16 protein-coding genes and 1 pseudogene are annotated in these 17,476 nt (G+C 63.8%); 5 read left to right on the forward strand and 12 right to left on the reverse strand.

All coding sequences use genetic code 11. The features are described 5' to 3' along the window. Positions 1 to 77 precede the first annotated feature (77 nt). Positions 78 to 1,892 carry a gamma-glutamyltransferase gene (gene ggt, locus ABNK63_RS14855; RefSeq protein WP_350016068.1) on the reverse strand — a complete coding sequence of 605 codons (1,815 nt, stop codon included), beginning with the start codon at positions 1,890 to 1,892 and terminating at the stop codon, positions 78 to 80. A 100-nt stretch (positions 1,893 to 1,992) separates the two neighbouring features. Here ggt and ABNK63_RS14860 point away from each other — a divergent pair, with 100 nt between their 5' ends. The 4 genes and pseudogenes from ABNK63_RS14860 (at position 1,993) to ABNK63_RS14875 (ending at position 5,334) form a co-directional block, all read left to right on the forward strand. After that, positions 1,993 to 3,216, forward strand: a complete 1,224-nt coding sequence (locus tag ABNK63_RS14860; RefSeq protein ID WP_350016069.1) for a serine hydrolase domain-containing protein — start codon at positions 1,993 to 1,995, stop codon at positions 3,214 to 3,216. A 102-nt stretch (positions 3,217 to 3,318) separates the two neighbouring features. Next, positions 3,319 to 3,474 (forward strand): annotated as a pseudogene (locus ABNK63_RS14865) (HupB); the annotation flags it as partial. A 125-nt stretch (positions 3,475 to 3,599) separates the two neighbouring features. After that, positions 3,600 to 4,016 (forward strand): VOC family protein, encoded by a 417-nt coding sequence (locus ABNK63_RS14870; protein ID WP_007809260.1) that lies wholly within the window; start codon positions 3,600 to 3,602, stop codon positions 4,014 to 4,016. A gap of 22 nt (positions 4,017 to 4,038) precedes the next feature. Next, complete coding sequence (locus tag ABNK63_RS14875) at positions 4,039 to 5,334, forward strand: hypothetical protein (protein WP_007809259.1); 1,296 nt, start codon at positions 4,039 to 4,041, stop codon at positions 5,332 to 5,334. 19 nt (positions 5,335 to 5,353) lie between these two features. On the opposite strand, the gene ABNK63_RS14880 is transcribed toward ABNK63_RS14875, so the two are convergent. Both ABNK63_RS14880 and ABNK63_RS14885 read right to left on the reverse strand, forming a co-directional pair. Further along, positions 5,354 to 6,976, reverse strand: coding sequence for an FAD-dependent oxidoreductase (locus ABNK63_RS14880; protein WP_350016070.1), 1,623 nt, complete (start codon positions 6,974 to 6,976; stop codon positions 5,354 to 5,356). A 105-nt stretch (positions 6,977 to 7,081) separates the two neighbouring features. Continuing rightward, positions 7,082 to 7,438, reverse strand: coding sequence for a UBP-type zinc finger domain-containing protein (locus ABNK63_RS14885; RefSeq protein ID WP_350016071.1), 357 nt, complete (start codon positions 7,436 to 7,438; stop codon positions 7,082 to 7,084). 278 nt (positions 7,439 to 7,716) lie between these two features. Here ABNK63_RS14885 and ABNK63_RS14890 point away from each other — a divergent pair, with 278 nt between their 5' ends. Then, the gene (locus ABNK63_RS14890; RefSeq protein ID WP_350016072.1) at positions 7,717 to 9,219 is read left to right on the forward strand and encodes a hypothetical protein; all 1,503 of its coding nucleotides are present in this window, start codon (positions 7,717 to 7,719) and stop codon (positions 9,217 to 9,219) included. Between the two features lie 138 nt (positions 9,220 to 9,357). Here the strand turns inward: ABNK63_RS14890 and ABNK63_RS14895 are convergent, their stop codons facing one another. The 9 genes from ABNK63_RS14895 to ABNK63_RS14935 form a co-directional block, all read right to left on the reverse strand. Beyond that, positions 9,358 to 9,783: a GFA family protein gene (locus tag ABNK63_RS14895; RefSeq protein ID WP_350016073.1), complete on the reverse strand. Its 426-nt coding sequence runs from the start codon at positions 9,781 to 9,783 to the stop codon at positions 9,358 to 9,360. Between the two features lie 200 nt (positions 9,784 to 9,983). Further along, entirely contained in the window at positions 9,984 to 10,817 is an 834-nt protein-coding gene (locus ABNK63_RS14900; RefSeq protein ID WP_350016074.1) for a hypothetical protein, read from the reverse strand. Positions 10,818 to 11,091: 274 nt separating this feature from the next. Beyond that, positions 11,092 to 11,463: a hypothetical protein gene (locus tag ABNK63_RS14905; protein ID WP_007809253.1), complete on the reverse strand. Its 372-nt coding sequence runs from the start codon at positions 11,461 to 11,463 to the stop codon at positions 11,092 to 11,094. Between the two features lie 138 nt (positions 11,464 to 11,601). Continuing rightward, a complete protein-coding gene (locus ABNK63_RS14910; protein ID WP_350016075.1) occupies positions 11,602 to 12,147 on the reverse strand; it encodes a WG repeat-containing protein in 546 nt (181 codons plus the stop codon). A 39-nt stretch (positions 12,148 to 12,186) separates the two neighbouring features. Next, positions 12,187 to 12,672, reverse strand: coding sequence for a GNAT family N-acetyltransferase (locus ABNK63_RS14915; RefSeq protein WP_350016076.1), 486 nt, complete (start codon positions 12,670 to 12,672; stop codon positions 12,187 to 12,189). Between the two features lie 410 nt (positions 12,673 to 13,082). Then, the gene (locus ABNK63_RS14920; protein ID WP_350016077.1) at positions 13,083 to 13,583 is read right to left on the reverse strand and encodes a nuclear transport factor 2 family protein; all 501 of its coding nucleotides are present in this window, start codon (positions 13,581 to 13,583) and stop codon (positions 13,083 to 13,085) included. 215 nt (positions 13,584 to 13,798) lie between these two features. Further along, positions 13,799 to 15,829, reverse strand: coding sequence for a hypothetical protein (locus tag ABNK63_RS14925; RefSeq protein ID WP_350016078.1), 2,031 nt, complete (start codon positions 15,827 to 15,829; stop codon positions 13,799 to 13,801). A gap of 63 nt (positions 15,830 to 15,892) precedes the next feature. Beyond that, positions 15,893 to 16,645: an NrdJb gene (locus ABNK63_RS14930; RefSeq protein ID WP_350016079.1), complete on the reverse strand. Its 753-nt coding sequence runs from the start codon at positions 16,643 to 16,645 to the stop codon at positions 15,893 to 15,895. Between the two features lie 104 nt (positions 16,646 to 16,749). Beyond that, positions 16,750 to 17,466 (reverse strand): hypothetical protein, encoded by a 717-nt coding sequence (locus ABNK63_RS14935; protein ID WP_350016080.1) that lies wholly within the window; start codon positions 17,464 to 17,466, stop codon positions 16,750 to 16,752. Positions 17,467 to 17,476: the final 10 nt, after the last annotated feature.

The raw sequence follows: 17,476 nt of genomic DNA on the forward strand, positions 1-17,476 counted from the left end.
CGGGAGCGTGATGCAGGTGCGCGGACCACGCTCAGCGCGAGCGGGGCCGGGTCACCGTTTCAGGCTTCCCCGAATCACTAATAGCCCGCCGCCAGCCCCGCCGGCCGACGCGGATCGTTGGCGCCCTCCAGCAGGCCGGTCTTCGGGTTGAGCAGGATTGCCTCGACCGCACCGCCGCTGAACTGCTTGAACGTATAGCCCATCGATTCCAGCGTCTGCTGCGATTCGGGCGTGAGCAAGCCCTGCCCCGCGTAGACCACGTCGGGATACCACTGCTGGTGCAGGCGCGGCGCGTTGACGGCCTGCTGCATGTTCATGCCGAAGTCGACCACGTTGAGGAAGCTGCCCAGCACCGAGGAGATGATGGTGGCGCTGCCGGGGCTGCCGGTAAGCATGAACGGCTTGCCGTCGCGCAGCACGATGGTCGGCGTCATCGAGCTCAACGGCCGCTTGCCCGGTTCCACCTGGTTGATCACGCCCTGCACCAGGCCGGCGCCGTTGGCCACGCCCGGCTTGCCGGTGAAGTCGTCCATCTCGTCGTTGAGGAAGAACCCCGTGTCGCCCGCGATCTGCTTGTTGCCGAACAGGAAGTTGACGGTGTACGTGGTGGACACGGCATTGCCATCCTTGTCGACCACCGAATAGTGCGTGGTGTGATGGCCTTCCGGTGCGCCGAGGCTGCCGGTGATCTCCGACGACGGCGTGGCCCTGTCCGGCCTGATGGTGGCGCGCAGCTTCGCCGCGTGGGCGTCCGAGAGCAGCGTGTCGAGCGGGTTCTGCACGAAGGCCGGATCACCGAGGTAGGTGTTGCGATCGGCAAACGCGCGACGCTCGGCCTCGACGATGTAGTGCACGCTGTTCACCGAACCGTAGCCCCACTTCGCCAGCGGATACGGCTTGACGATCTGCAGGATCAGGCACAGCGTGGTGCCGCCCGAGCTGGGCGGCGGCGCCGACACCACGGTGTAGCCGTGGTATTCGCACTGGATCGGCTTTTCCCACTGCGCGGTGTAATCGGCGAAGTCGCGCAACGACAGGATGCCGCCGTTGGCATCGCTGCCCTTGACCACGGCTTTGGCGATCGGGCCCTGGTAGAACGCCTTGCTGCCGCCGTTGGCGATCAGCTCCAGCGTATGCGCCAGGTCCTTCTGCACCAGCCGCTCGCCGACCTTGAACGGCTTGCCGTGGTTGAGGAAGATCGCCGCCACGTTGGCATGTTTCGCGAAGCCGTCGTTGCCGGAACGCAGGCTGTCGACGTCGCCCTGCTGGAGGATGTAGCCCTCGCGGGCCAGCTTGATGGCCGGCGCGATGACCTGCTTCAGCGACATCGTGCCGTAGGCCTTCAGCGCGGTGTCGAAACCCATCACCGTGCCGGGCACGCCCACACCGAGATAGGTGTCGGTGCTGCGGCCTTCGACCACGTTGCCTGCGGCATCCTGGAACATCGTGGGCGTGGCCCTCGCCGGCGCCTTCTCGCGGAAGTCGAGGAACAGGTTGCGGCCGTCCTTGAGATGGATGGTCATGAAGCCGCCGCCGCCGATGTTGCCGCAGCATGGATGCACCACGGCCTCGGCAAAACCCACCGCCACCGCGGCGTCCACCGCATTGCCGCCGCGCTTGAGGATGTCCACGCCGACCATCGTGGCCAGGTGCTGCGCGCTGACCACCATCGCATGCTTCGCGGTCACCGGCCTGGCGTTCTGCAAGGCCTCGCGGGTGTTGGCCGGCTCATGTCCGGTCTCGTCGGGATTGACCTGCTGGGCCGGCGCCGGCGCGACGAACGCCGTCAGCATCGCCACCAGCAGGGCGCGACGTGGCCAGCGGCGGTGATGGAACGCCCCGGCGGCGGTGGCTGGGCTGCAATCGATGCGCGGCGTGTTCGTATCGGGCATGGCTTCATCCTCGGCAGTGATCGATCCAGCATAGCCCCACCCGCCCGCATCATGAAAAGCCGCAGTATCTTTCGCCAGTCTCCCCCGACTGGAGTGGGTCATGGCCCTGCGCTGGATCGTCTGCCTGCTGCTTCTTCTCTGCGCCGATGCCCGCGCGGACAGGCCCGCGACCGGCGGGCCCGCGTCCAGGGAACCCGTGGCCAGCGTGCGCGTGGCCTTCGATCGCGACGGCGTCACCGCCACGCGGGTGCATGGACTGGCCGACAAGGCCACCGGCCGCAAGCTCAGCGCGGACGATCCCGTGCGCATTGCCTCGATCTCCAAGCTGGTCACCACGCTGGGCGTGATGCGGCTGGTGGAGGCCGGCAAGCTCGAGCTGGATGCGGACGCCTCCGACCTGCTGGGCTGGCGCCTGCGCAATCCGGCGTTTCCGCAGGCGCCGATCACCCTGCGCCTGCTGCTGTCGCACCGCTCCAGCCTCACCGACGCGGCCGGCTACTGGCAGACGCCGCTGGGCGGCCAGCTGCGCGACATCGTCGAGGATCCGCGCGCGTGGGACACCCGCCATGCGCCGGGCACCTACTTCCGCTACACCAACCTCAACTTTCCGCTGGTGGCGCAGATCATGGAGCGCGCCACCGGCGAGCGCTTCGACCAGCTGATGGAACGCCTGGTGCTGCAGCCGCTGGGCATCCACGGATGCTTCAACTGGGACCGCTGCGACGCGGCGACCGCGGCGCGCGCCGTGGTGCTGTACGACGCGGACGGCAAGCCGGTGAAGGACGACAACCATGGCCGCAAACCCGATTGCCCGGTGACGCCGGCCGCCGACGGCAGCTGCGACCTGTCGCCATGGCGAGCCGGCGACAACGGCGCGCTGTTCTCGCCGCAGGGCGGCCTGCGCATTTCCGCCAACGGGCTGGCCCGCATCGGCCGCCTGCTGCTGGGCAACGGCAGCATCGACGGCCGGCGCCTGCTCAAGCCCGCCTCCGTGCAGGCGATGATCACCCCGCAATGGCGCTACCGTGCCGGCAATGGCCTGACCTACGAAGAAGATACCGGCGATGCCGATGCCGGCTTCTTCTGTCGCTACGGCCTGGCCGTGCAGACCCTCGCCACGCCCGTGCCGGGCTGCCGTGACGACCCGTTCGGCGACGGCGTGGCGCGCATCGGCCATTCCGGTTCCGCCTACGGACTGCAGGCCGGGCTGTGGGTCGACCGCAACAGCGGCACCGGCGTGGTGTGGTTCGCCACCGGCATGCCGGACGAGCGCACCGGCGGGAAGTCGGCGTTCAGCGCGGTGGAGGAGGCGCTGGCGCACTGAGTCCCCGGTCGACGCCTTGACGCCATCGTCGTCGATCGACCACCTCGCGTTAACCCGGCGCCGCCTAGCGTGCTTCGCTCCATCCCGTGAAGGAGCAGCGTCATGTCCAAGGGCGACAAGTCGTCGTACACCGACAAGCAGAAACGCGAAGCCGCGCACATCAAGCAGAGCGAGAAGAAGGAGGGCAAGTCGGAAAAGACCGCCGAGCGCATCGCCTGGGCCACGGTCAACAAGCAGGACGGCGGCGGCAAGAAGTCCTGAGCCACCGGGCATGCCTGGCCGCATCGCGGAGCTTGTCGATTCGGCCGCGGGTCGTTCGTCGTACAGTCGACGCTCCACGAGCGTAGAGTCTCCACACTTCGTGCCACCCGGGGAATGCCGCCATGACCAAGAAGATCTTCATCAGCCTGCCGATCGCCGACCTCAAGGCCTCGGTCGATTTCTACCGCGCCCTGGGCTTCGAACAGAACCCGCAATTCAGCGACGACAGCGGCGCCTGCATGGTGTGGAGCGAGGCGATCCACGTGATGGTGATCACCCACGCCAAGTGGCGCACGTTCACCGATCGGCCGTTCCCGCCGGCGGGAAGTTGCAACTCGATGCTCTCGCTGGCGCTGGACAGCCGCGCGGCGGTGGACGCGATGAACGAAGCTGCGGCAGCCCACGGCGGCCAGGCTGACGTGAACCCGGCCGAGGACATGGGCTTCATGTACACGCGCGATCTCGCCGACCCCGACGGCCACATGTGGGCGGCGCTGTGGATGGACCCGGCGGCGATGCCCGCCGCCGAACAGGGCTGAGTCCCCGTCCACGGTGCCGTCGATGGACGCCACCCGACGCAAACTGATCGTCGCCATCATCGTGACGACGCTGATGGCACTCATCGTGGTGATCGCCGACCTGGCGAGCGGTGGCCGTCCTGATCCGCCGGCGCTGCGCGCGGCGGCGACCCTGCTCGATGGCACCTGGCGATTCCATGCCGGCGACGATCCGCGCTGGGCCGACCCCGACATGGACGATACCGGCTGGGAAGTCATGGACATGACCGCCCCGCCCGGCAGCCACGACGGCGACGTGGGCCTGCCCGATTACGTCGACGGCTGGATGGCGCATGGCCATCCCGGCTATCGCGGCTACGCCTGGTATCGACGCGCGGTGACGGTGCCGGCGGGAAGCACGGCGTGGGACATCCTCGGCCCCACCCTCGTCGAGGACGGCTACGAGCTGTACTGGAACGGCCAGCGACTGGGCGGCTCGGGCAAGCTCGGTCCCGCCCCGCGCCTCGTCGGCACGCGGCCGCTGCGGTTTGCCCTTCCCGCCGGTGCGGCGGGCACTCGCGGCGTGCTCGCGGTCCGCGCCTATATGCTTCCCGCTTCAGCGATCAGCGCCACCGGCGGCGGCATGCACAGCGCGCCCATCCTCGCACCGCGGCCGATCGCCGCCGCACTCCACCGCGTGCAATGGCAGCGAACCATTGCCGGCTATATCGTCGACGTGATCGAGCCGATCGCCATGCTGGCGCTGATCGGCCTGGCGCTGGCCTGCGGGTCGCGCAGCCGGCGCAGGGGCTTCCTGATCTTCGCCGGCATCGCGCTGGCGCTTGCGGCAGCCAGGCGCCTCGACAATGCGATCGTTTCATGGACCGACCTGCAGGACCTGACCACTTACGCGTGGCTGGCGTCGGTGCTGTGGGTGCCGACGATCACCGCCTGGTTGCTGGCCTGGAACCGCTGGTGCCTGCGCCCGTGGCGAAGCATCGATGTGCTGACCGTCGCGCTGGCGATGGCCGGGACGGTCGGCGCCATGACGCACTCGGCGAGCTGGACCAGCGGCAGCCGGCTGGGCGCGATCGCGCTGTTCGTCGTCATCGCCGCGCGCATGCTGCGCCACGGCCCGCTGCGAATCCTGTCGCTGCTCACGCTGGCCTCGATCATGGCCGGGCTGTTCGGCGGCGAGCTGCTCGATCCGATCGGCGTGCCGGGCATCTGGTTTCCTTTCGGCATCGGCGTGTCACGCACGCAGTACGTCTACGCGCTCGCCATCCCGCTCCTGGCCCTGCTGATCGTGCGCACGCTCGCCCCGGGCACGGATCGGAGGATGAGCGATTCGGTCGGGTGACCTGTTTCGACTGGTCAGTTCAGCCGCCGGCGTCGACGAAGGCCCAGACCCGGGAGATCACCACCGAGCCCTCGCCGACGGCCGAGGCCACGCGTTTCACCGATCCGCTGCGCACGTCGCCCACGGCAAAGATGCCGGGCCGCGAAGTCTCGAACGGCGAGCTGGCGCCGACCGCCTCGCCGGTGAGCACGAAGCCCTTGTCGTCCAGCTTGACCAGATCCGTCAGCCAGTCGGTATTGGGGGCAGCGCCGACCATCACGAACAGCGCCCGGCTCGGCACCGTCTCTTCGGCGCCGCTGGCGGCATGGCGGATCGTCACCGCATCGAGGTGGTCGTCGCCGTGCAGCGCACTGACTTCGACGCCGTACTCGATGGTGATCGTGGGCTCGGCCTCGAGCCGGCTCGACAGGTAGCTCGACATCGACGCGGCCAGTGACTGGCCGCGCACCAGCAGGCGCACCCGGCTCGCCGTGCGGCTGAGGAACATCGCGGCCTGGCCGGCCGAATTGCCACCGCCGATGATGATCGCCTCGGTGCCCTTGCTGTAGCGGGCCTCGATATCGGTCGCGGCGTAATACACGCCGGCGCCTTCGAACTCGGTCAGCCGCGGAATCGGCAGGCGGCGATACTGCACGCCGGTCGCTACCACCACCGCCTTGCCCCGGACCCGCTTGCCGTTGTCGAAGGTGGCGCAGAAGCCGCCGTCCGGCAGCGCTTCGAGCCGGGCCACGCGGCGCGGCATGGCGAAACGCGTGCCGAACTTCATCGCCTGGATCTGGCCGCGCCAGACCAGGTCGGCACCGGAGATGCCGGTGGGAAAACCCATGTAGTTCTCGATCCGGCTGGACGTGCCGGCCTGGCCGCCGATGGCGACGTCCTCGGTCACCAGCGCACACAGGCCCTCGGCGCCGGCATAGACGCCGGCGGCCACGCCCGCCGGCCCGCCGCCCACGATCAGCACGTCGAAATCCTCGTCGTCGACCAGGTCCAGGTTCAGGCCGAGCAGGCGCGCGATCCTGTCCGGCGTCGGGTTGTCGATGACGGTGTCGCGGCCGAAGATCACCGCGGGCCGGCCGGGCGCCAGCGAACAAGTGGCAGCCAGCGCATCCGCCTCGGTGCTGCCCAGCGCATGCGAGGCGTAGGGAATGCGGTTGCGGTCGGCGAATTCGGCGATGCAGCGGACCTCGCGGTCGCGCTCCTCGCCGATCAGCACCAGCGTGCTGTCCCGCTGCTCGATCTGCCGGCGGCGACGCGCCGCAAAGACGGTGATGATGATGTCCGACATCTCGGGAATCCGCGACATCAGGGTCAGCATCGTGGCACGCGGCACCTCGATCACCGAGGTGTCGCGCACGGCACGCATCGCCATCGAGGCGTTGCCGCCGTTGAGGAACGATATCTCGCCCATGAACTGGGTCGGCCCCAGCGTCGAGGGCAGGTGGCGCTCATCGGTATAGGCGTTGACCACCTCGATCTCGCCGTCGAGGACATAGACGAAGCGATCGGCCAGCTGACCGGGCCGCGCCAGGTACGTGCCCGCCGTGTAGCTCACCTGCCTGCCCGCCTCGCGCAACGCGGCGACGTGCGCAGGCGCCAGCGGCGTGCGCTGCATCTCGCTCAGGTTGGCGCCGATCGATTCCATGGTTCTGTCCTTGCGGTGGGCGGGTCGGCCATCCTGCGCGGGTGGCTCCGGGAAGTCACGTCCGGCGAATCATGCCATCCGGGCGAACTCCGGCGATGGCCCGCGTCAGTCGTTGAGCAGATCCATCCAGTTCCGCGGCACCTGTCCCGCGGGACCGGGCACCGGCTGATCCAGCGGGTGCATGTGCGGTGCGCGCAGTGTCGGGCCGTTGAAGGTGGCACCGCTGCGGTAGTCGTAGAACCAGTCCTCGCCGGGCTCGAAGCTGGTGATGATCGGGTGGCCCGTCTCGCGGAAATGCGCGGTCGCATGCTGATTGGGCGACGTGTCGCAACAGCCGACATGTCCGCACGTGGCGCATCGGCGAAGATGGAACCACCACTGGCCAGCCTGCAGACATTCCACGCAGCCGGTGCCCGAAGGCGCCACCGCGGGATCGATATCGTCACTGTCGTGCGTCGCCATGGTGTCTTCCTCATCGTTTGCCGGTTTCCCACAGGGAAATTCACGCCATGCGCGCGCCCCGTGACCGGTGTCGCGATCGTACTTCACGTCCATGGCTTGATGTCCGGCCATGATCAGGCCGGCCTGACCGTGTGAGCGCCATCGCTCTTCCGCAACTGGCCCGTGGGCGTGACGACCGTCCTCATGGCCACGCCTGCAGGCCCCTTTTGCAAATGCCGGAAGACAGGCGGAAGATGCTTCGCCACGTTTCCTGCACGACGTACCCGGGGGAGGTAAGCATGGCCGCTGTCCTGTCGCCATCCGTCATCGAGGCTTCCAACAAGGCGCGGGACGCTTTCCTGCGCGCCATCGATCCGGGCGCCTTTCCACCCCCGCCCAGGCCAACGGTCGGCGGCGCGCCGCCTCCTCCCGGCCCCGCGGCCAAGAAGCTGATGTCGGGCGCCTACTATGGCGACAGTTTCTTCCGCATGATCTCGGAGATCATCACCAGGCAGAGCGCCGTGCTCAAGACCGGCACGACCACGGAGAACCTGGACTACGCCGGGTGGTTCAACTACTTCTTCACCGAGGCGAAGAAATCGGCGCAACCCGAAGCGATGGGTCGCATTTTGAGCGTTATTTTCGATCTCGACAGCGTGCTGTCCCGGGACAATCTGAAACTGGTGCAGAAGGCCGGCTTCACATTTCCCGCATCCCTGTCCACCGACTTCGCCAGAATGATCGCCATCGACCCGGCGGTGGTTCCGTTCGGGGTACTGGACTATCTGCTCAACGAGGGCTTCGAAACCTTCCCGCCGGTCGATGCGAAGTCCGGTGGCGTCGACACCGGCGAAGGCACCGTCGAGGACCCCAAGGTCAGCCACGTCTTCGGAACGGACTTCGACCTGCAGAGCGCCACCAGCACCCAGCCGACCGACCGCCACACCACACCCAATTACCTCATCTTCTATCGAGGCGACAACCGTCTCCCGAAAATGGTCATCGAACATGGCGGCGCGCGATGCCGGGCGGACCTTGCGCACTGGCGAAAGGCCGCGCACGTCGACGAGCCATGGCACCCGTGGAAGGACGCCGCAACCAGCAGGAAGATGTGGATCCGCAAAGGCAACGCCGACAACGACTATTTCACGGTCAACAGCATCGGCATGGATTTCCACATTTCGTGCGCCTATCCCATGCTTCGACTGTCGGAAATCGACAAGACCCTGACCGGCGACATCAGGGACTGGACCGATGCCGAACGCGCGCGCCTGCGCAGCAGCGGCAAGGCCGACTTTTGCCTGATCCAGCCGGCAAAAGGCCCACAGAAGGAGTTTGCGCTATGCGACAAGACGCGCGTCTATCTCTGCGCGTTCAAGGATGACACCCTGTTGTCGCCGACCTACACGCGCAATACCTATCCCGAGATGGGCGTGCGCGACGTCTCCCTGAACCAGATCATCGCCTGGGTGGAGATCGAACGGTTCCATCACAATGCCGATTTGCGCAAATCCGGCAGCGCGCGACCGAACATCTGCTACGACAGCACCACCGAAGGCAGCACGATGACGATCGTGGTGCGCGATTGGGGATGGATGAATGGCGCGACCGGCGCCAAGAACGTGCTGGCCATCGCCAATCCCGCCGTCTTCGAAAATCGGTTGAACAGCTTCAAGGGCAGCTCCTTCGAGATCAATCACTCCAGGCTGCTTTCAAGGAACAGCACCACCTACATTGTCTCAACGCGCCAGCATGCACCCAATGTATGGGCGACCGTCGCCCCGGCGACGCTGAAGAAGTGAATCGAATGGCCGTCCGCCGGGCATGGACGGCCATTGGCAAGCGTCGCTGCTGAAGTGCCTGGCCTCAGCTCGCCCCCCGAAGAACGTCGCTGGGCCGATGCGATCCTGTCCGCAAGCGGTTCGGTGAATGCGGTTCCGCTACGCCTGCTTCTGCGTGGACGGCGACTGCGCAAAATGCGGCAGGGCTTCGTCCAGGCAAACCCATGACGGTGCACTGGACGTCCAGATGTCCAGTGCCGGCCGGAAGCCACCGCTGTCGTCCAGGCTGCTGAAGCGGATGGACATGAAATCCGGCCTTGCCTCACCCGCGGTGAACAAGGGGCTGCCGCAGTGGGCGCAAAAGCTCCGCGTGACCAGCAGACCGCTGGATACGCGAACCGCATATTCCTGTGGCGAGCCCGTGACGTCGACGGACGCCCGCGGCACCACCACGCCCGAGGCAAACGGTGCGCCGCTCGACTGCTGACAATCGCGGCAATGGCAGTTCAGCATGGCCAGCGGCTCGCTGGAACACGCGTAGCGGATGCTGCCGCAGGCGCAGCCGCCCGAGAACGGAACCTTCATGCAAGCCTCTTGAAGACAGGGGTGGTGGGTGGCGAATGATGTCACGGGCAAGCGCCATCAGGCCACGGGAAACTGACTCCGGCACCGGATACCTTCGCCTGCTCGTCAGCAGGCCTGCTCTTGCGCCGAACCCGCATGACAACTGAGAGCAGTGGGAAGCCAGGCGGATGACGCGGCAATGCCCCCACGCACGCCGCCCCCTAGGGGTTGTGGGTGAATCCCGCCGCGGCAATGACCTGCTGCGATCCCCGCGTGAAGTATTGGCTCGCATCGGCGGGCGCCAGATAGAAGTTGCCGCTGATGACGCAGGCACCCGGATGGTGGGGACCGCCCGCGGCGGCGAAGACGTCCGGCAGGGAAATGCCGCCGATGAGCTTGCCCTGGCCGGCGAGCTCCAGCGTGTATTCGGCAATGCCCGTGGCGAACACGGTGAGCCAGACATCGCACGCGCCGGCCGTCACCGAGGGGGTGTAGCTGTATTGCCGAATCCGGCCGCCCTCCTCCACGAACTGAAGCCGCCACCCCGGCATGTCGTAGATCTGCCGGAACCTGCCCGTGGTATCCGCGAAGCCGGGGTCGACCAGTATCAGGTTCAAGTCGACCCGCTGCCGGATACAGTATTGGAGCAGCGAATCGGGGCATTGCTGGCGCTTGATCGAATCTTCGCCATGTCCATGGTCGAAGCAACCGATGCCGATGAACGTCATTTCGTCCGGGCCAAGTTCTCCGGCCGACAGCCGCAGGAAGGCCTGCAGCTTCGCCAATACGTTGTCGATCGGCGCATCTTCCCGGCGAGCGGGAAGCTCGACGGAAATCGTCTTGTACGCCTGGACATTCAGGTCGCCCAGCGTGAGCGCAGCTTTTGCGACAAGCTTGCCTTCATAGAAAATCTTGAGCTGGTCGTCTGGCGGGAGTTCGTCATGGGGCCAAAGCTCTCGGTACGCCTGCTCGACCACGCTGCGGAAGGTAGCATCGGGACCTGCAGCGAGTTCAACGTGTTTCTGATCCTGAAACTTCACGAATATCCTGGGCATGTCCGTGCTCCTGATGAATGGCGTTTTTCCGAAGTGCGTTCCACAAGCAGACAACAATGGGAGCGAACAACAAATCGACTTGATGACCTGCGCCCCTTTATTCCCGTGGTCAATCCATCGCCACCCGCGGATCTTCAACCACCGTCGAGACGGGAAGCCGACCTGCCCGGGTGAACCCATGCGCAAACAGGCCAGGTTCATTGACCGCATGCGGCTGATGAACCTGACCCTCTGTCCCGACCCCTCTACCGGGCGGCGCCCCTGACCCTGCGGCCTACAAATTCACCCGCTTGCCGACGACCCATCCGGGCGTGTGCCAGTCGATGTCGTACGAAGCGCCCTTTTCGTCGTGGTGCGAGCCCACTCCGATCACGCTGCCGACCTCGCCGGGCTCGAGCGTGAAGAACAGGGTGACGTGGCCGGCGCCCTTGCCCGTGGTGATATGGCGGATGCTCTTGCCATTGTGCCGAACGACCGAACCATTGCTGCGTCCGTCGTGACCGAGCACGTTGCCTGCCGCCGTCAGAAGACTTGCCTTCCAGGCGGGCGACCCGCCCCCGACCTTGGAAGTGATGAACGCGGCAATGTCTTCCGCCGTCATCGAACCGTGCTTTCCGCCTATCTTCTCGCCCCAGATCACTGCCATTTCGATCTCCCTGTTGGCTCACGCGAACTCGTCGACACCCGCCTGGCAAAGGCCATGGCATTGAAATGCTGAAAACGTCAGGACGCCATGCATTCCAATTCGCCGTTTATACGCTTCTTCTTCCCCGAGGACATCGGCTCATCGAACTTCTCTTCCGCGCCAATCCAGGGTGATCCAGTCGCCTCCTTCGAACCAGCTGTGTTCACCATCCGTCTTCGAGCGGCATCCGGTGCAGGCTCTCCATCCCACGCCTGGCTGGTAGTCGAGGATGCCGTCGTAACTCGGCGGCACGACCAACCTTCCCTCCTCGTCCGCCAGCCCCCACTTGCCAGCCTGATTGACGCGAACCAGTCCGTGGTGGAACGCGCCGGCATCGTTGTCCATCGCCGCCACGTGACGCACCACGACTTTCCCGCTTCGATCGATGTATGACCAGCCACTGTCGGGAAGCATCCTCGCCACCAGATGCTCGTGGCTGCCACTGAAGAGCTTCGGCAGGTAGCGTGCCGCCACGTAAGCGTGGCCATGTCGGGTTTCCATCGCGCAGGGCGGCAGGCTCCACGTCTCGCCATCCACGACGCACGCGGCCGGTGGCGCTTTCGGCGCGGGCCAGGCCGATGCCGTCAGACAGGACAAGACACCAAGCAATCCAACCATCCAGTGAAGGCTTGACGACTGCTTCATGAGTCCCATTCCGTCACCGTGGATCGACGATCGCCAGGGTCAGGCCGGTACGTCGAGCACCTGCATGGACACCACCTTGCCGCCGTCGACCCGCCGTTGCCCGACTTCGTGGAAGCCTTGCCTGGCATGAAAACGTGCGGAGGCCGGGTTGGGTGGGTCGATATCGAATTCGCAGGCGATCAGCGGCACCGCGTCCGCCGAGGCCAGCGCACGGACATCGGCATAGAGCCGACTGCCGATGCCCCCGGCCTGCCCGCCACCAGCGACCACGATGCGGTCCACGTACAGGAAGCGCGCATGGCGCTGTGCGAACCAGCGGTAGTTGGCGCCGTCGTAATCCGCGCCCTCGCGGAAGGCGAGCAGGAAAGCCTCGATCCGGCCTTCCCGCTCGACCACCCGATGCACGGCCGCCTGCTCGTGCAGCTGCGCCAGGCGCCCTGCGTCCAGCGGACTGAGCACGGCGACGAAAGCCTCGTTGAGGGCGAGGATCGCGGGAAAGTCGGCAGGATGGGCGTCTCGAAGCATCGGGCGACCTTACATGGATTCATGCGGGAAGGGACGCGCATGCATCGGGCAAAGGCATCCCTCCATCCGGTTTCGCGGTTTCGTCTGCTCAGGACGGCGTCAACTGCCGGTTCAAGTGTGGCGGCAAGGCACCGGCATTGTGTCGCCAGTGCGTCGCGCCCAGCTCCACGATGTCGTAGTGGTCAATGCGCCAGGCCGCATACTGCATCTGCCGTGACCAAGTCTTTCAGAGACAGAGAACACTACTCGCCAGGCGGTATCGCAGTCACGCCGCGGGAGCGTGCCCAGCCCCGGGGCGCCGAGACGGCATGCCGCCGGCAACCCGGATCTCCTGCGCAACTGTCCGCGACTCGACCAACGGACACGAGAGTTCCAAGGCCCGACTCCCCGACGCAGAAAGGGTGATGCCTCTATGGAGACACGATCGGCCGATGGCCGTAACTGAAGATGCGGGTCGCTTCCCATTTCCCGGCCTGCTGTCGCCAGACGATCAGGAACTTGGCCTCGCCAAAACACTGGCCGGTCTTCAGGTCGCAGAACTTGTGCCAGCCTTGCTCGATCGCACCGAAATCCTTGATGGGAAAGACTTCGAGACTGCCGGGGACGAGTTCGCGCCGGAAATGTCCGCACACGTTCTTTTCCGTGTTGGCGAGGTAGGCGGCGCGCGTCCAGGTCACACCACCCTTGTCGTGATAGAACTCAAGATCCTTCGCCAAGTAACCCGCATGCTTTTGCAGCTCCCCGGGGGTGTCGCAATGATTGAAGGTATCGAACAAGCCGGCATCCAGGCGGGTAACCGTCCTGGTCAACGCAAGCTCGTCGGAGGCAGCGCTGCCCGCGCCTGAAGCAGCCGCCGCGCTCGCTGCCATGGCTGCAAGCAGGATGCCGAAGAAGGGGGCGATTCTGTTCACGTTGATTTCCTTGGTGATTGGCGGTTTGGCGGCGACGCTCAGGATCGCCAGATACGAAAGGTACGCTACTGGCTCGGGTTTCTGCTGCTCCCAAAAATCGCCGCTTCGAAAGAGTGACGTCGCAAACGAAGCCCGCCCGGTTTCTCGCTTGCCAGACGACAAACGAACTTAATTAGCCACGCCCCCTTTAATTCCGTCGGAAACGCAAATTTGGCTTAAACCGGAACTTTCGCTAGATGCCGACTGAGCCACCCATAGCTATTCATAAAGTCCTCCATTTGTTCAGGTGTTACGCTCTTCGTATGGCCATCGTGGCGCCTTGCCACATTTATCGTGTCCATATTCATCTCGAAGCGCTGTCTGTGACCGCCAAAAAGCGGCCCAAGAACACCCCAGCTTTCAAGAACGATATTTCTCAAATCAAGGGTGTAGAGATCCTCCATGACATCCTTGACTTTTCTTCCCTCAAACAACGCTACCGGATCGGGTCGATCGCTCCTCCGCTTGAGCCCTCTGACCAAGTCCTTCGCCATTAGCGATTCGTCCCAACTGCGGTTGATTCCTACGTACATAACAATCGCCCGCCGTAATGAAACCTCAACCTCACACCGCTTTTCGAACAAGCGCCCAAGGGCTTCAAGATCAGGTACCGCGGGAAGGAGGTCCGGGGCAATTTCAGAGCGGGCAAATGGCGAGATCTCTGCCTTGTAGGACTCGCCGTATTCCCTTAGGAAGAGTTTGATATCGTCAATGGCAAAGTCATTCGTGCCTTCATCCAGAAGGCCATAACGCGCAAACCGAACAAAGTTACTAGGCTCGGCGGACAAGTACTCCGCAACAAAGCTAGCATCTCCGTCGGCGAGGATTTGCAGCAGTTGATATTCCTCCGGGTACCACCAAACAAGGGATAGAAGGATGTCTTTGATTGGCTGCATTAAACGCACCCTTATGTGCGCCGAGTCAGCTTGAAAGTCTGGAACATTAAGACGTTCCAGTTTAGCAGGGTCGTTCTTGTTGCCTCTCGACCACACTTCACTGGCAGCCAGACGTATCAGAAAAGGATGACCACCAAACTGCTTCGTAAGAAACGGGATAACCGGCTCGTCAAAAAATACCCCGGAATAGCGCCCAAAAAAACGAAGCATTTTACGGACAGCTTCATCATTGAACGGTTCAAGATACTTGGGCTGAGCCAGCTGAAAGATGGGGTTTGGCAACCCATCGAAGGAGGTGTTCTCAACAGCAGACGGGTTTACGCCAGCAAGTACAAATGTTAACCGCCCCATCAGTTCTTGATGTGTAGCGCGGATGGTTTGCCAGAATGGCACAAAGTCCTCGTCCCAGTGAGCACCGAGAGCGCCGCTAAGTTTTGGGGTAATAAATTCGATCTCGTCCAGCAATAGAACGACGCCACATCCCGCGGCTCCTACGATCTCCGAAATATCTGAGGAAAATCTAGTCCCGCAATTATGCGGGCCGTAGTTTAGTTGTAATGCGACTTCTTTGTGGAACTCACCGCGTGCTTTGATGCTTAGTCGCTCAACTATATTCTCTAGCGCTTGCCACCATCGTGCCGCGTGGAGCCCGGGGTTATGACAGTCCACATAGTCAGAGATAACGCCCTGAGCATCCAACCTGCGCCTCATCGCGTGCAAAACCGAGGTTTTTCCGGTCTTTCTCAATCCAAAGAGACCACTGTTTTGGCCCTTGCTGGCTACGTTCTGAACCAGTTCCTGAACCAAGGCATCCCTCCCGAAAAAGTACTTGTCCGAACCGATCGGCGATGTCATTCCAAGAAGGTCGATATTGCCAAACCTTTCAGCGATCCTCGCACGCAAGAATAGGCTACCCCGAGTGGGATCAAGTAGCTCACTTACGTTTAAGCCGATTAACACCCTATCAGTGTCGGACTCAAGCAAGGCCGTCGTGGGGCCTTTAGCCCCCGCATGCACGACAAGTACCAACACTTTATCAAGGCGATGTTTGAAATCAGGACTCCGCATTATCTGCTCGATGGACGTAAGTATTCGAGCGTCTGACGTTGTTTGCGGCGAGTAGATAACGAGAACTTCATTCTGGAGACCAAAGCGCTCTCGCATATGCTGTTTTGGATCAGCCAGCCAAAACGCCTTGTCGCCGCGTGCATTACCAAAAGTAATATCGAACCCCTCGTCGAGGTGTTCAGCGAGCGCGCGCTCCTCTGGCCGTGCAGCGAAGTATGTATTGATAGCATCCGGCTTAATCATATGCGTCCTGTTTTCAAGAAAAAGGCGGCATTGCTGCCGCCTTTCATACTCTCAGTTTCCCACTCACCCGCACTTCGAATACCCACAGTTCAGACAAGTCTGGCAGTTGTCCATCAGCACCAGGGCCTTGGTGTTGCACTTGTCGCACATCATCGAGCCCGGGGGAAACGTCAGCGCATCGGTAGCGGTTGTCCCAGTGGTGGCACTGGCTTCGGTCTTTGCGCTGGCCGCCTCGTAGGCTTTCCGCTTGTCGGCAATCAGCTGCCGCGTCGCCGCATCCATCTCCGGATCGTGGATCAGCCCGATGTTCTTCATGTGCTGCTCCACCACCGAGCCGATCTCGGCCACGATGCTGGACATATACACGCCGCCAGACTTGAAGTAGCCGCCACGCGGATCAAACACGGCTTTCAGCTCTTCCACCACGAAGGTGACGTCGCCGCCCTTGCGGAACACGGCGGACATCAGCCGGGTCAGCGCCACGATCCACTGGAAGTGGTCCATGTTCTTCGAGTTGATGAAGATCTCGAACGGGCGGCGCTGCTCGTGCCTGGTGCCGGCGTTGAGCACGATGTCGTTGATGGTGACGTACAGGGCGTGTTCGAACAGCGGCGACTTGATCTTGAAGGTGGAACCGACCAGGGTTTCCGGCCGCTCGACACTTTCGTGCATCTGGATCACTTCGGCCTGCTTGGGTTCGCTGGCTTTATCGCTGACTCGCGCGTCTTTCACGGCGGCAACGGCCGCACTGGCAACCTTGTCTTCGGGTTTGACCACGTTGTAGCCGGTGATCTTCTTTTCGATCTTGATTGCCATGGTGTTCGCTTCGTTGTTCTTGGAGTTATGGGTGCCGGGTTGCACACGGCCTGGGACGGAAAGTCATCCGACCCGGCGCATGGCCGGGCCGGATGCGGTGTTGCTTACTTGCGTTTTGCAGCGGCCTTCTTGGCGGCAGCCTTTTTCACCGGGCGTGCCGACTTGACGCTCGCCTTCTTGCTGGCAGTGGACCTCTTTGCCGTCTTGGCGACGGCTTTCTTGCTGGCGGACTTCTTGACTGCCGCCTTTTTCGGTGCGGCCTTCTTGCTGGCCGACTTCTTGCTGCTGACCTTCTTTGCGACCTTGGGGGCGCTCTTCCTGACCGCCTTGGCAGCTTTCCTTGCGACCTTCCTTGCGGCCTTTTTCGGCGCCGCCTTTTTCGCGGCGGCCTTCTTCACGGCCTTCCTGGGGGCTGCCTTTTTCGCGGCGGCCTTTTTCACGGCTTTCTTCGGTGCAGCCTTCTTTGCAGCCTTCTTCGGTGCCGCCTTCTTCGGTGCCGACTTTTTCACCGCTTTCTTGGCAGCTGCCTTCTTGGCGGCCTTTTTCGGAGCCGCCTTCTTCGCGGCAGCCTTCTTGGGAGCGACCTTCTTCGCCGCAGCCTTCTTCGCCGGAGCCTTCTTCGCCGGAGCCTTCTTGGGAGCCGCCTTCTTTGCAGCCGCCTTCTTCGGCGCGGCCTTCTTCCTGGCGGCGGTCTTCTTCACCGCCACCGGCGCGGCCGCCGGAGCGGCCGCGGGCACCTCCGGCAGGACCGGGAGGGTGACGGCCGGTGCTTCGACGGCTACGGGCGTGCTGCTTGCTTCAACTTCGTTATCGATGGACATGCGGGTGTTC

It is taken from the genome of Rhodanobacter sp. IGA1.0 (assembly GCF_040208325.1).
GTDB classification, from domain to species: domain Bacteria; phylum Pseudomonadota; class Gammaproteobacteria; order Xanthomonadales; family Rhodanobacteraceae; genus Rhodanobacter; species Rhodanobacter spathiphylli.

Coding starts and splice junctions, on each gene's coding strand:
- ggt (WP_350016068.1), bottom strand. CDS start 1,892: ATGCCCGATACGAACACGCCGCGCATCGATTGCAGCCCAGCCACCGCC.
- ABNK63_RS14860 (WP_350016069.1), top strand. CDS start 1,993: ATGGCCCTGCGCTGGATCGTCTGCCTGCTGCTTCTTCTCTGCGCCGAT.
- ABNK63_RS14870 (WP_007809260.1), top strand. CDS start 3,600: ATGACCAAGAAGATCTTCATCAGCCTGCCGATCGCCGACCTCAAGGCC.
- ABNK63_RS14875 (WP_007809259.1), top strand. CDS start 4,039: ATGGACGCCACCCGACGCAAACTGATCGTCGCCATCATCGTGACGACG.
- ABNK63_RS14880 (WP_350016070.1), bottom strand. CDS start 6,976: ATGGAATCGATCGGCGCCAACCTGAGCGAGATGCAGCGCACGCCGCTG.
- ABNK63_RS14885 (WP_350016071.1), bottom strand. CDS start 7,438: ATGGCGACGCACGACAGTGACGATATCGATCCCGCGGTGGCGCCTTCG.
- ABNK63_RS14890 (WP_350016072.1), top strand. CDS start 7,717: ATGGCCGCTGTCCTGTCGCCATCCGTCATCGAGGCTTCCAACAAGGCG.
- ABNK63_RS14895 (WP_350016073.1), bottom strand. CDS start 9,783: ATGAAGGTTCCGTTCTCGGGCGGCTGCGCCTGCGGCAGCATCCGCTAC.
- ABNK63_RS14900 (WP_350016074.1), bottom strand. CDS start 10,817: ATGCCCAGGATATTCGTGAAGTTTCAGGATCAGAAACACGTTGAACTC.
- ABNK63_RS14905 (WP_007809253.1), bottom strand. CDS start 11,463: ATGGCAGTGATCTGGGGCGAGAAGATAGGCGGAAAGCACGGTTCGATG.
- ABNK63_RS14910 (WP_350016075.1), bottom strand. CDS start 12,147: ATGAAGCAGTCGTCAAGCCTTCACTGGATGGTTGGATTGCTTGGTGTC.
- ABNK63_RS14915 (WP_350016076.1), bottom strand. CDS start 12,672: ATGCTTCGAGACGCCCATCCTGCCGACTTTCCCGCGATCCTCGCCCTC.
- ABNK63_RS14925 (WP_350016078.1), bottom strand. CDS start 15,829: ATGATTAAGCCGGATGCTATCAATACATACTTCGCTGCACGGCCAGAG.
- ABNK63_RS14930 (WP_350016079.1), bottom strand. CDS start 16,645: ATGGCAATCAAGATCGAAAAGAAGATCACCGGCTACAACGTGGTCAAA.
- ABNK63_RS14935 (WP_350016080.1), bottom strand. CDS start 17,466: ATGTCCATCGATAACGAAGTTGAAGCAAGCAGCACGCCCGTAGCCGTC.